Consider the following 11,706-nt stretch of genomic DNA (forward strand, 5'->3'; position numbering starts at 1 on the left):
CCTAAGCTGGCTGCTTCGCTTTGGCCTCGATCTGGCCGATCGCATCGACCACGGCGTCAAACGTCAGCATGGTCGAGGCGTGGCGAGCCTTGTAATCGCGAACCGGCTCGAGCAGCGCGATATCGGCCCATTTGCCGCCCTGCGGTGGCTGGCCATTTTCCTTCAGCATCTTGCGGACGGTTTCGCGCAATTCGCGCAACTCGTCAGCGGTCGAGCCCACCACCTGGCTCGCCATGATCGAGGAGGAGGCCTGGCCGAGCGCGCAGGCCTTCACATCATGGGCGAAGTCGGTCACCACAGGACCGTCCATCTTGAGGTCGACCTTCACGGTCGAACCGCACAGTTTGGAATGGGCCGTGGCGCTGGCATCGGGTTCGGCCAGTCTGCCGAGACGCGGAATATTGCCGGCCAACTCGATGATCCGCTTGTTGTAAATGTCGTTCAGCATGGGGGCAGATGCCTGGTTCCGGTGGTGCCGGGCGCTCTTGGCGGCTGGGTTTCACCGTCCTATATATGAACAGCAGTGGCGGAAGCATAGTCCGGCCATGCCAGCGTTGCGGCCTGATCAGGTCGTTGCGGTGCTTTAAGGATGGGACTCAGGCGCCCGGCGGTTTGTAAATCCGCCCCGTCTGCCCGGTGACACCTCCGGCCCAAGGGCAAATGCCTGGGCCGGTCGAACGGAGAAGACATGGACGCCTTGATCAAATCGATCCGCCCGAACAAGCCATCTGACGGCAAGAGTCCCGAGACTCGTCCGGGCGAGCTCGACCCTTCTGAATTCATGGCCGCTGCCGTCCGCGCCGACCAGCCGCGCCCGTCGCGGGCCGAGGCCGAGCAGGCGGTGCACACGTTGCTCAGCTATATCGGCGAGAATCCGGGCCGCGAAGGGTTGCTCGATACGCCGCGCCGTGTCGTCGAAGCCTATGACGAGCTCTATCAGGGCTACCACCAGTGCCCGGCCGAGGTGCTGAACCGCACCTTCGGCGAAACCGCTGGATACGACGACTTCGTCCTGATCCGCGACATCGAATTCACCTCGCAGTGCGAGCATCACATGATGCCGTTCTACGGCAAGGCGCATATCGCCTATACGCCGGTTGAGCGGGTCGTGGGCCTATCCAAGCTTGCGCGGCTGACCGACATCTTCGCCCGCCGCCTGCAGACCCAGGAGCATCTCACCGCCCAGATCGCGGCTGCGATCGATGAGGTCCTGAAACCGCGTGGCGTTGCGGTGCTGATCGAGGCGGAGCATACCTGCATGTCGGTGCGCGGCGTCGCCAAGCATGGCGCGACGACGTTCACCAGCCGCTTCACCGGCGTCTTCCGCGACAATCCGGCGGAGCAGCAGCGTTTCCTGTCCCTGGTGCGAGGACCGAACCGGTAACCTCGCATTCCCTTAAGCGAGGTTTGCCGTGTCCACATCGACCCACGATCACGATCGCGAAGAGGGGCTGGCGTTCCAGCCCAAATTCGACGCGGTAGGTCTCGTGACCTGCGTCGCGACCGATGTCGCAACCGGCGACGTGCTGATGGTCGCACACATGAACGACGAAGCGCTGCGCAAGACCATCGCGACCGGCGAAGCCTGGTACTTCAGCCGCTCGCGCAATGCGCTCTGGCGCAAGGGTGAAAGCTCCGGCCAGACCCAGCGCGTGGTCGAGATGCGGATGGATTGCGACCAGGACGCGGTGTGGCTTCGTGTCGAGCAGACCGGCGCGGCCTGCCACACCGGGCGGCGCTCGTGCTTCTACCGCAGGGTGAATGGCGCGGGGGGTGACATCAGTTTGTCATTTGTCGATGCTGAGCGGTTGTTCGATCCGGCAAAAATCTATCGCAAATAGCTTTAACTGAACGGAAGCAATTGACTTATTGAATTGAGGCGCGCCTCCTGCCTCGCGATGTGACTATAGTCTCGCATCATCGCGCTGGAGGCCTAGAACGGTGATGCATCGTTTTCTGCGGCTGATCGCGGTTCTCGCGTTCGTCGCATCGCCAATCGGTGGGGCGCAATCGCAAACGACGGAGCGCGCGCCCGATACGATGGCCGCCCGCGTTCTTGCCTGCGCGTCCTGTCACGGCGCCGAGGGCGAGGGCACCAGCGACGTCTATTTCCCGCGCCTTGCCGGCAAGCCTGCCGGTTATCTCTACAATCAGCTGATTGCCTTCAGGGACGGACGGCGGAGATATCCGCCGATGAACTTTCTCCTGGAGTTTCTGCCTGACGATTACCTGAAGAAGATTGCAGAGCATTTTGCCTCGCTTCGGCCGCCGTTTCCGGCGCCGGCTCCTCCGACAGACAGCAAGGAGGTTTTGGCCCGCGGCGAGTCGATTGTGAAGAACGGAGACGCCCAGCATGCCGTTCCGCCCTGTTCGGCTTGCCACGGCCCGACCCTCGGCGGAATGGAGCCGGGCATTCCGGGATTGCTCGGCCTGCGCGCGGCCTACATCAGCGGCCAACTCGGCGGCTGGCGCTACGGCACGCGCACCGCGATTGCGCCCGACTGCATGCAAATCGTCGCGAGCCTTTTGACCGAGGACGACGTAAAGGCGGTCGCTGCCTATCTGTCGTCGCGCCCGGCGCCACCGGATCCATCCTTCGCGCCACGTGGGAGCCTCCCAATGCCGCTCGAATGCGGCAGCGAACCGCGTTGAAGGGATCGTACCGATGCCGCGAGGCTCAAAGGGAATGTTTGCCGCACTGATGCTGACGCTGTCGCCGATCGCGGTGTACGCGCAGCAGAAGCCGGTAGATCCAGTCGTGATTGCGAAGGGCGAATATCTCGCGCGCGCCGGCGATTGCATCGCCTGCCACACCGCGCGCGAGGGCAAGACCTTCGCCGGCGGCCTTGCGATGAAGACGCCGTTCGGCACGCTGTATACGTCCAACATCACGCCCGATCCGCAGACCAGCATCGGTACGTGGACGTCGGACCAGTTCTACCGGATGATGCACAGCGGCCGCTTCCCGGATGGCGGCCTGGTCTATCCGGCAATGCCGTTTGCCTCCTACACCAAGGTGATGCGCGAGGATAGCGACGCGATCTACGCTTATCTGCGCACGGTGCCGCCGGTGAAGCAGGTCAACAAGCCGCATGACCTGACCTTCCCGTTCAACAACCGCTCGCTGATCCTCGGATGGCGCACGCTGTTCTTCAAGGAAGGGGCGTTCGAACCCGACCCGAGCAAGTCGGCGGAGTGGAACAGGGGCGCCTACCTGGTTGAAGGCCTCGGCCATTGCGGCATGTGCCACACCGCGATCAACGCGCTCGGTGGCAGTTCCCAGTCGCAAGCGTTCGAGGGCGGCCTGATCCCGATGCAGAACTGGTACGCACCGTCGCTGACCTCGAACAAGGAAGCGGGACTCGGCGATTGGACGATCGAAGAGATCGTCGACTATCTGCGCACGGGTGTCTCTGCCAAGGGCGCGGTGTACGGGCCGATGGCCGAGGTCGTTTACAACAGCCTGCAATATCTCAACGATGATGACGTCCGCGCGATGGCGGTTTATCTCAAGGGGCTTGCGCAGGGCGCGTCGCCGGAAAAGGCGGCGGCGCCGTTGCCGTCGGCCGAAAGCAGCCTGCTGCTCTCGTTCGGCAAGCAGCTCTATGACCGCGAATGCGCAAGCTGCCATGGCGTGAACGGGCAGGGCATGCCGCCGGACTATCCGCCGCTCGCCGGCAACCAGTCGATCCAGATGGTTTCCGCGGTCAACGCCATCCGCATGGTGCTCAATGGCGGCTATCCGCCGGGCACGGCCGGCAATCCGATGCCCTTTGGCATGCCGCCGTTCGCGCACAAGCTCTCGGACGATGAAGTCGCGGCCGTTGTGACCTACATCCGGGCGTCATGGGGTAACCGCGGCGAACCGGTCTCGGCGCGGCAGGCCAATGAGCTGCGCGCGGCAACGCTGAATTAGGGGCGCGATCATGATCAATTCATCTTCGCCGCAATCGTCGGTAACCGGCTCGGAAGACGAGGCGGTCGAAGTCATCGTGCGCGCTGGTCCGGGCGGCGCGGTCGCGGTGGCCGGCATTGCGACGGCCATCGTGATCGGGCTCTGGTTTGCATTCTATCTGCTGGTGTTCCTGCCGCGGAGCACGGGCTGATGGCAACCGAGACGGAGCACAGCCCCGGCGAAGCCGTCACGGCGCGGATCGAGCGCCGCTGGGCTACGCTGTCGATCATCATCGTCGGCCTGCTGGTCGGCATGGCGGCGTATATCGGCATCCATCAGGCGACGATGCCGCAGGGCCATGTCGAGACCGCCGATCCCAAGACGCTGCATCTTGCGGGCGAGTTTATCGAGAGCAATCTCGGCAGCGCGGTGGAAGCCGACGGCTCCGTCACGGTGCGTGCGATCGGGCAGCAATATTCCTTTACGCCGCAATGCGTCGTGGTGCCGTCGGAGACGCCGGTCACCTTCCGCGCCACCAGCGCCGACGTCGTGCATGGCTTCCTGATCGAGGGTACCAACATCAACACCATGCTGGTGCCCGGTTATGTCTCGGCGCTTCAGGTGCGCTTCAAGGCGCCCGGCGAGCATATGATGCCGTGTCAGGAATTCTGCGGCATCGGCCATCAGGGCATGTGGGGCAAGGTCAAGGTCGTCGACAAGGCCGCATTCCTGAACATGGCTGCGGCAAAGCGGAGGCTGACCTGTGTTGACTAACAAGCGGCTTATCCTCGCGCACTTTTGGCTCGCTTTCATCGTGTTTGCCGTGGCGCTGGTGCTCGGCGCCTGGCAGATGTTCGTGCGCAGTCCGCTGAATGCCTGGCACTTCAATCCCGAGCTCTACTATCGCTCGGTCACCGCGCATGGCTCGGCGATGGGCTATGTCTTTCCGACCTTGATCGCGATGGGGTTTGGTTACGCCATCACCGAGGCGTCGCTGGAGAAGCCGCTGGTCGGACGGCGCTGGGCCTGGGTCGGCTTCCTGCTGGTTGCCGTCGGCGCTGTTGTCGCGATGGTTCCGGTGTCGCTCGGGCTCGCCTCGGTGCTCTACACCTTCTATCCGCCGATGATCGGCAATCCCTTCTATTACATCGGCGTCGTGATGGTCGTGGTCGGCTCATGGATCTGGGTCGCGCTGACGTCGATCAATTTCACGATCTGGAAGCGCGACAACCCGGGCAAGCCGGTGCCGCTTCCGATGTTCGCCAATGTCGCGGGCTCCTATTTGTGGGGCTGGACCGCGGTCGGTGCGGCGCTGGAAATCCTGCTGCAGATCCTGCCGGTGGCGCTAGGGTTCAAGTCGACGATCGATGCCGGCCTGGCGCGCGTGTTCTTCTCGTGGACGCTGCACGCGATTGTCTATTTCTGGCTGATGCCGACCTATATCGCCTATTACACGATCTTCCCGCGCGCGATCGGCGGCAGGCTCTACAGCGATGCGATGGCGCGGATTTCCTTTATCCTGTTTGTCGTGGTGGCGATGCCGATCGGCGTTCATCACCTGTTCGCCGATCCGCAAGTGGGCGCCGGCTTCAAGTTCATGCATTCGGCGTTTACCGGCCTCGTCGCGCTGCCGACGCTGCTCACGGTGTTCACGATCTGCGCGTCGGCTGAGATTGCAAGCCGGCTGCGCGGCGGGCGGGGCGCGTTCGGCTGGATCACGGCGTTGCCGTGGTCCAATCCGATCATGCTCGCGACCGCGCTGTCGCTGGTCATGCTCGGCTTCGGCGGCGCCGGGGGCCTCATCAACATGAGCTATCAGCTCGACGCCAGCGTGCATAACACGCAATGGATCACCGGCCATTTCCACCTGATCTTCGGCGGTGCCATCGTGATCATGTATTTCGCGATCGCCTATGATCTGTGGCCGCATCTGACCGGCCGTGCGCTCGAAAGCTTCGGCCTGATGCGCGCGCAGCTCTGGCTGTGGTTCATCGGCATGATCGTCACCACGTTCCCGTGGCACTATGTCGGCATTCTCGGCATGCCGCGCCGTATGGCCTTCTACGACTACGCCAATCCCGCGATCTCGCCGCAGGCCTTTTCGGTCGTGGTGTCGGCCATCGGCGGATTCATCCTGCTGGTATCCGGCATTCTCTTCATGCTCGTGCTGATCCGCGGACAATTCGGCACGAGGGGGGAGGCGGGTGCGTACCGCTTTAGTGTGCCTCTGCACATGCCCGCGCGGATCCCGGTCGCACTCAATTCCTTCGGGCTATGGCTTGCGCTGATGATCGGCCTCACCGTCGTGAATTACGGCTTTCCGATCGCGCAACTGATGGTGCTGAACGAGACCAGCGTGCCCGCAGTCTACGTCGGAGCGAGCCGATGAGCGATCAGCCGCTGGTCTCGCTGCGCAATCCCTGGTTCGTCGCCGGCGTCGGTATCACGGTTGGAATTGCCGCGTTCTCGGCGGTCGTGGGCCTGATCTGGCTGCCGCTGGCGCAGCCGGACCTGAAACTCAGCGGCATCTGGGATGCGATCTGCAGCGCGGCCGGCGTGCCGCGCGCGACGGTGCAGGACGCCTCCATCAAGCCGGAGTTCAGGACCTCCAACGTCGTGATGACTTCGGAAATGCTGACCAAGCCCGACCAGGTCTCGATCGGGCGAGGCGCGACGCTGTCGCAGCGCTGCGCGATCTGCCACGGACCGCAGGGCGTCAGCGACGCCAACTCGCCGAACCTCGCCGGGCAGTTCGCCGCGGTGACCTACAAGGAGCTCAACGACTTTAAGGCTGGCGCGCGGGTCAGCGTGGTGATGAGCCCGTTCGCGGCGGCGATAAGCGACCAGGACATGAAGGACGTCGCGGCTTACTACGCCTATCTGCCGCGGGTGCCCTCGAACAATCTCAATGCCGGGCTTCCGGCGCCGGCGATCGTGGTGACGGGGGCGCCGATGCGCAACATACCGCCCTGCGGCTCTTGTCACGGCGACATCGACAACAAGGCGGGCAGCCCTTGGCTCGGCGGTCAGTCGGCGGTTTACATCAAGGCACAGCTGCAGAGCCTCGCGTCGGGCGCGCGGCGCAACGACATCAGCCAGCAAATGCGCAACGTCGCCCGCCAGATGACGCCCGAGGAGATCGACCAGGCTGCGCGCTACTACGCGGCCCAGCCCTGATGGGGTATACCTTAACGCGCCATTAACCATAATTGCGGCAAGCTGACAGGGCTTGGGTGCCGATTGCCGGCGCCCGCCAAGGCATCGGACAGATGGCGGTCGACACAATCAATGCCTCGGCTGCGGCAGGTGTCGATTCCTCACGCCTGCAGATCGCGAACTCGATCAAGCAGGCGGCCTCGACCACCGGCACGAGCTTCGAATATCTGCTCACGACCGCCAAGATGGAATCCAATTTCAATCCGCAGGCCGGCGCCTCGACGTCGTCGGCACACGGGCTTTATCAATTCATCGACCAGACCTGGCTCGGCACCGTCAAGGAGGCCGGCGGCCAGCTCGGTTACGGCAAATATGCCGACGCCATCACCAGGAATTCCGACGGCAGCTATTCGGTCAGTGATCCCTCCGCGCGCAACGCGATCATGAAGCTGCGCGACAATGCCGATGCGTCGTCGTCGATGGCGGCGGCGCTGACCCAATCCAACAGCTTCAAGCTCACCGGCAAGCTCGGCCGCCGCCCGACCGACTCCGAGCTCTACATGGCCCACTTCATGGGGGTCGGCGGCGCCGCCAAGCTGATTTCGAGCGCCGAGGACTCACCGAGCGCCAATGCGGCTGCGATGTTTCCGAAAGCCGCCTCCGCCAACCAGTCGATCTTCTATGACAAGTCGGGAAGTGCGCGCAGCGTCTCGCAGGTCTATTCGGTCCTGACCACGCGCTATGCCGCCGCCGCAAATTCGAAGGATACGCGGACCGCCTTCGCCGCGGCGGGCGGCGGCGAGACGACGAACCCCTATGCGGTCGCAAGTGCAACGCCGACGCCTGCGCTGACCATGGACACCGCGTCCTATCTCTCGACCTTCCCGGCGGTCACGCCGGTGAGTGCGACCTCGCAGACGACGGCGTCCGCGCAGCAGGTGCCGGCCTTCCGCTCGCTGTTCCAGGGCGGCGAACGTTCAGAGCCGATTTCGCCTGTGGTGCAGGAGTTGTGGGGCAGTTCGTCGTCAACGACCGCATCGGCGGCGACCACGGGCCGCGCGACCGGTCGGCTCGACCTGTTTAGCGATCCCTCCGGCACCTACAGCAGCGGCTAGCGACGCTGTGGCCCGCGCGCGTCCTTCACGGGCCTCGGGCGTCTTAACGAAACGTCAATAATCCCAAACGTTTATGGTGAACCCTTTGTTAAGCGTCATGGTTTATTTTTCCTTGTAGTGGCATCGCGTTGCCGATGCCGTCTCGTTGCGTAAGCCGGCAGGACCATGATCGTTCGGCAGTTCATTAGTTGGATTAGGACCGCTCCCGCAGGCGAGCGGGCAGAGGCAACCCGGGCGTTGGCGCGGGCCTGGCTCATTTCGGATCTCACCGAGGAGGATCGCATCGCAGCCGAAGGCGCGCTGCTGATGCTGCTCGACGATCCGTCCCCGCTGGTGCGGCAGGCGATGGCCGATGTGTTCGCGCGCAGCGCCGAGGCGCCCGCCGCGATCGTGCAGGCCTTGTCGGTCGACCAGCCCTCGATCGCGCTTCCGGTGCTGGAACATTCCCCACTTCTGATCGATGCCGACCTCGTCGACCTCGTCGCGACCGGCAACGATGAGATGCAATGCGCGATCGCGCGCCGCATCAATCTGCCGGCCTCGGTCTCCGCCGCGATCGCCGAAGTCGGTTCGCCGGCGGCGGCGCTCGAGCTGATCGAGAATCCATACGCCGGCCTCGCGCCGTTCTCCTGGGACCGCATCGCCGAGCGCCACGGTCATCTCGCGGCGATCAGGGAATCGCTGCTGCAGCTCGAGGACCTGCCGTCGGCGACGCGCATGGTGCTGGTCGCCAAGCTGTCCGACACGCTGGCGCAATTCGCGGTGGCGCGGAACTGGCTCGGCGCCGATCGGGCGGAACGGGTCACGGGCGAGGCGCGCGAACGCTCCACGGTGAACATCGCGGCGCAATCGTTCGGCGAGGACATGCGCGGCCTGATCACCCATCTGCGCGCCACCGGCCAGCTCACCGCCGGACTGATCCTGCGTGCATTGTTGTCCGGCAACCTCGAGCTGTTCGGGGCGGCGCTCGCCGAATTGTCGGGGCTGCCCCATGCGCGCGTGTCGGCGCTGCTGAACGATCGCGGCGGCAGCGGCCTGCAGGCGCTGCTGATCCGCGCCGGCTTGCCGGACTCTACTTTCGCGGCATTTCGTGTTGCGCTCGAGGCCACCCACGAGATGGGCTATGTCGACAGCGGCGACGGTGCGGCGCGGCTGCATCGCCGCATGGTGGAGCGGGTGCTGACGCATTGCGAGACCGACCATTCCGCCGCCGAACCCTTGCTGATCCTGTTGCGCCGCTTTGCGACGGAATCGGCGCGGGAGGATGCGCGGATGTTCTGCGATGAGCTCGCCGCCGAAGACGCGATCGCGGCGCTGCCTTACGACGATCTCATCGCGGCTTAAGCCGCATTTCAGCAACAGATGGCGATTGAAGCGGCTGCCGCAACTGCGGTGACCAATCGCGCGCCGCTATTCGTTCGGCACGATGCTCGGCGCCAGGATAGCCTCGAGATGCTCGGGCCGGTCGCGGTTGGCGTAGGTCAGGAATTCGTCGGTGATGCCGCGCAGCTGCTTGCTCAGCACGCTTGATACAACAACGGTGTCGAGCTTGGTACGCTCGCGCACGATCGCCTGCACGGCATTGATGTGGTGCGCGATCAGCGCTGGCGGTACCGCCTTGAGATCCGGCGCGTGCTCGATGATGCGGCACAGGCTTTCCGCCGCCACAGCCGCCGACGGATAACCGAACGTCGCGGCATCGCCCTTGATGTCGTGGGCGGCGCGGAACAGCTCTTCGCGCGTCTCACGGTTGAAACCTGTGCGCTGCACCTCGGCATAAGCGGCGGAGAGGCGGTCGGCCTCGACCGTCATCCAGTCCTTGAACTCGCCCGACAGCCCGGCCAGCGCCTTCTCCGCGCGCCCGACCGGATCGTCGAGATCGCTCTCTGGGACACGCAGCAGCACCTTGCGCAGCGGGTTCGGCTGGGTGATCACGTGGTGCGTGCCGAAGCTCTTGACCTCGATCGTGCCGGGTTTGTCTTTGGTCATGACGGCTCCTAGATGCTCGTGCGCGCTTTATCGAGCAGCGACGGCTGTTGCATCACCTCGACCTCGCCACTGCCGCGGCGCTCGGGGCCGATATAGGCGTTGGTGGTGTTGCGGCGGCGGTCGGGGCCGAAATAGGTCTTGGTCTTGATGAACGGCCGCGGATTGGCGACCACGTTGAGGATCCGCTGGTAGAGCCCCTTGGCCGAGATCGGCTTGGCCAGGAATTCGGTGACGCCGGCGTCGCGCGCGACGGTCACGCGGCGCTTCTCGGAGTGCCCGGTCAGCATGATGATCGGCGCGTAGGGATTGCCCTTGGATTCCGGTTGCCGGATCATCTGCGCCAGCTCAAGCCCGTCGAAGATCGGCATCGACCAGTCGGTGATGACGATGTCGGGCACGTAATGGGTGTACATTTCGAGCGCGGTGGCGCCGTCCTCGGATTCGTAGACTTCGCGCGCGCCGAACGAATGCAGCAGCGTCCGCAGGATGCGGCGCATGTGCGGATTGTCGTCGCAAATCAGAAATCGCAGCTTGTTGAAGTCGATGCGATACATGGTCCGGTCCTGAACGGGCATACCGGGCCAACGCGGTATTACCCGAAATTAACCATATCCTGCCCGAGGTTAATGATTGGTTGCCGCGAGGGGACGCCGCCATCAGTGCCCGAACTGCTCGCGCAGGATGCGCTCTTCGAGCGAGTGGCCGGGGTCGAACAGCATCCGCATCGCGATGGTCTTGTCGGACAGCACCTCGACGCGGCGGACGTCACGGACCTCGTCGTGGTCGGCGACCGCGGCCACCGGGCGCTTGTCGCCCTCGATCACCTCGATCACCACGAAGGCGGAGTTCGGCAGCAGCGCGCCGCGCCAGCGCCGCGGCCGGAACGCGCTGATCGGGGTCAGCGCCAGCAGCGCCGCATTGAGCGGCAGGATCGGCCCACCGGCGGAGAGATTGTAAGCGGTCGATCCGGCCGGCGTCGCCACCAGGATGCCGTCCGCCAGCAGCTCCGGCAATTGCTCACGCTCATCGATCAGGATGCGCAGTTTTGCCACTTGATAGGTCTGCCGGAACAGCGCGACCTCGTTGATGGCGTGATGCAGGTGCACGGCGCCGTGGATGTCGGTGGCGCGCATCAGCAGCGGATTGATCAGCGACTCCCGGGCTGCTTGAAGCCGCGTGCGCAAATCGTGCGTCGAATATTCGTTCATCAGGAAGCCGACCGTGCCGCGATGCATGCCGTAGATCGGCTTGCTGCTGCGCATCTGGGCGTGCAGCGTCTGCAGCATCAATCCGTCGCCGCCGAGTGCGACCACGACGTCGGCGCTGTCGATCGGGTGGTTGCCATGCGCGGCGGTGAGCTGCTCGAGCGCGGCTTGCGCTTCCACGCTGGCGCTGGCGACGAAGGCGATCTTGTCATAGCGCTTGGGGCTAGCCATCGCTCACGAACTCGTTTGCCACTGATTACGCCGCGCTCGTCTATACATCCCCGGCGGCCTTGTCGAGATGGGGGTCGGATGGTCTCATGTCTTGCGGATGTCGCCAAGCTATCGC

14 protein-coding genes are annotated in these 11,706 nt (G+C 64.4%); 10 read left to right on the forward strand and 4 right to left on the reverse strand.

Annotation, left to right across the window (positions count from 1 at the left end):
• Position 1: 1 nt before the first annotated feature.
• Positions 2-448, reverse strand: a complete 447-nt coding sequence (locus UP09_RS26840) for an iron-sulfur cluster assembly scaffold protein (protein WP_044541334.1) — start codon at positions 446-448, stop codon at positions 2-4.
• A 240-nt stretch (positions 449-688) separates the two neighbouring features.
• On the opposite strand from UP09_RS26840, the gene folE reads away from it, so the two are divergent.
• From folE to UP09_RS26890, 10 genes are all read left to right on the forward strand, one after another.
• The gene (gene folE, locus UP09_RS26845; protein ID WP_044541335.1) at positions 689-1,384 is read left to right on the forward strand and encodes a GTP cyclohydrolase I FolE; all 696 of its coding nucleotides are present in this window, start codon (positions 689-691) and stop codon (positions 1,382-1,384) included.
• A gap of 28 nt (positions 1,385-1,412) precedes the next feature.
• On the forward strand, positions 1,413-1,841 hold the full coding sequence (gene hisI, locus UP09_RS26850; RefSeq protein WP_044541336.1) for a phosphoribosyl-AMP cyclohydrolase: 429 nt from the start codon (positions 1,413-1,415) through the stop codon (positions 1,839-1,841).
• Positions 1,842-1,944: 103 nt separating this feature from the next.
• Positions 1,945-2,652 (forward strand): c-type cytochrome, encoded by a 708-nt coding sequence (locus UP09_RS26855; protein WP_044541337.1) that lies wholly within the window; start codon positions 1,945-1,947, stop codon positions 2,650-2,652.
• A 49-nt stretch (positions 2,653-2,701) separates the two neighbouring features.
• Entirely contained in the window at positions 2,702-3,916 is a 1,215-nt protein-coding gene (locus tag UP09_RS26860) for a c-type cytochrome (RefSeq protein WP_044541406.1), read from the forward strand.
• Positions 3,917-3,926: 10 nt separating this feature from the next.
• Entirely contained in the window at positions 3,927-4,106 is a 180-nt protein-coding gene (locus tag UP09_RS26865) for a membrane protein (protein WP_044541338.1), read from the forward strand.
• Positions 4,106-4,669, forward strand: coding sequence for a cupredoxin domain-containing protein (locus UP09_RS26870; RefSeq protein ID WP_044541407.1), 564 nt, complete (start codon positions 4,106-4,108; stop codon positions 4,667-4,669). The genes UP09_RS26865 and UP09_RS26870 overlap by 1 nt, the downstream gene beginning before the upstream one ends.
• On the forward strand, positions 4,659-6,284 hold the full coding sequence (locus UP09_RS26875) for a b(o/a)3-type cytochrome-c oxidase subunit 1 (protein WP_044541339.1): 1,626 nt from the start codon (positions 4,659-4,661) through the stop codon (positions 6,282-6,284). Before UP09_RS26870 ends, UP09_RS26875 begins: the two co-directional genes overlap by 11 nt.
• A complete protein-coding gene (locus UP09_RS26880; RefSeq protein WP_044541341.1) occupies positions 6,281-7,072 on the forward strand; it encodes a c-type cytochrome in 792 nt (263 codons plus the stop codon). The genes UP09_RS26875 and UP09_RS26880 overlap by 4 nt, the downstream gene beginning before the upstream one ends.
• Before the next feature lie 92 nt (positions 7,073-7,164).
• The gene (locus UP09_RS26885) at positions 7,165-8,166 is read left to right on the forward strand and encodes a transglycosylase SLT domain-containing protein (protein WP_044541408.1); all 1,002 of its coding nucleotides are present in this window, start codon (positions 7,165-7,167) and stop codon (positions 8,164-8,166) included.
• Positions 8,167-8,331: 165 nt separating this feature from the next.
• Positions 8,332-9,510 carry a DUF2336 domain-containing protein gene (locus tag UP09_RS26890; RefSeq protein WP_044541342.1) on the forward strand — a complete coding sequence of 393 codons (1,179 nt, stop codon included), beginning with the start codon at positions 8,332-8,334 and terminating at the stop codon, positions 9,508-9,510.
• Positions 9,511-9,576: 66 nt separating this feature from the next.
• On the opposite strand, the gene UP09_RS26895 is transcribed toward UP09_RS26890, so the two are convergent.
• The 3 genes from UP09_RS26895 to UP09_RS26905 all read right to left on the reverse strand — a co-directional run bounded on the left by UP09_RS26895 (position 9,577) and on the right by UP09_RS26905 (position 11,591).
• Entirely contained in the window at positions 9,577-10,155 is a 579-nt protein-coding gene (locus UP09_RS26895; protein WP_044541343.1) for an Hpt domain-containing protein, read from the reverse strand.
• 8 nt (positions 10,156-10,163) lie between these two features.
• On the reverse strand, positions 10,164-10,709 hold the full coding sequence (locus UP09_RS26900; RefSeq protein ID WP_044541409.1) for a response regulator: 546 nt from the start codon (positions 10,707-10,709) through the stop codon (positions 10,164-10,166).
• 102 nt (positions 10,710-10,811) lie between these two features.
• Positions 10,812-11,591, reverse strand: coding sequence for an NAD kinase (locus UP09_RS26905; RefSeq protein ID WP_044541344.1), 780 nt, complete (start codon positions 11,589-11,591; stop codon positions 10,812-10,814).
• Positions 11,592-11,706 lie beyond the last annotated feature (115 nt).

The sequence above is a fragment of the Bradyrhizobium sp. LTSP885 genome (assembly GCF_000938305.1).
Lineage (GTDB): Bacteria > Pseudomonadota > Alphaproteobacteria > Rhizobiales > Xanthobacteraceae > Bradyrhizobium.

Excerpts from the sequence above, each read along its gene's own strand:
- UP09_RS26840 (WP_044541334.1), bottom strand. The coding sequence starts at position 448 with ATGCTGAACGACATTTACAACAAGCGGATCATCGAGTTGGCCGGCAAT.
- folE (WP_044541335.1), top strand. The coding sequence starts at position 689 with ATGGACGCCTTGATCAAATCGATCCGCCCGAACAAGCCATCTGACGGC.
- UP09_RS26855 (WP_044541337.1), top strand. The coding sequence starts at position 1,945 with ATGCATCGTTTTCTGCGGCTGATCGCGGTTCTCGCGTTCGTCGCATCG.
- UP09_RS26860 (WP_044541406.1), top strand. The coding sequence starts at position 2,702 with ATGCTGACGCTGTCGCCGATCGCGGTGTACGCGCAGCAGAAGCCGGTA.
- UP09_RS26865 (WP_044541338.1), top strand. The coding sequence starts at position 3,927 with ATGATCAATTCATCTTCGCCGCAATCGTCGGTAACCGGCTCGGAAGAC.
- UP09_RS26870 (WP_044541407.1), top strand. The coding sequence starts at position 4,106 with ATGGCAACCGAGACGGAGCACAGCCCCGGCGAAGCCGTCACGGCGCGG.
- UP09_RS26880 (WP_044541341.1), top strand. The coding sequence starts at position 6,281 with ATGAGCGATCAGCCGCTGGTCTCGCTGCGCAATCCCTGGTTCGTCGCC.
- UP09_RS26885 (WP_044541408.1), top strand. The coding sequence starts at position 7,165 with ATGGCGGTCGACACAATCAATGCCTCGGCTGCGGCAGGTGTCGATTCC.
- UP09_RS26890 (WP_044541342.1), top strand. The coding sequence starts at position 8,332 with ATGATCGTTCGGCAGTTCATTAGTTGGATTAGGACCGCTCCCGCAGGC.
- UP09_RS26895 (WP_044541343.1), bottom strand. The coding sequence starts at position 10,155 with ATGACCAAAGACAAACCCGGCACGATCGAGGTCAAGAGCTTCGGCACG.
- UP09_RS26900 (WP_044541409.1), bottom strand. The coding sequence starts at position 10,709 with ATGTATCGCATCGACTTCAACAAGCTGCGATTTCTGATTTGCGACGAC.
- UP09_RS26905 (WP_044541344.1), bottom strand. The coding sequence starts at position 11,591 with ATGGCTAGCCCCAAGCGCTATGACAAGATCGCCTTCGTCGCCAGCGCC.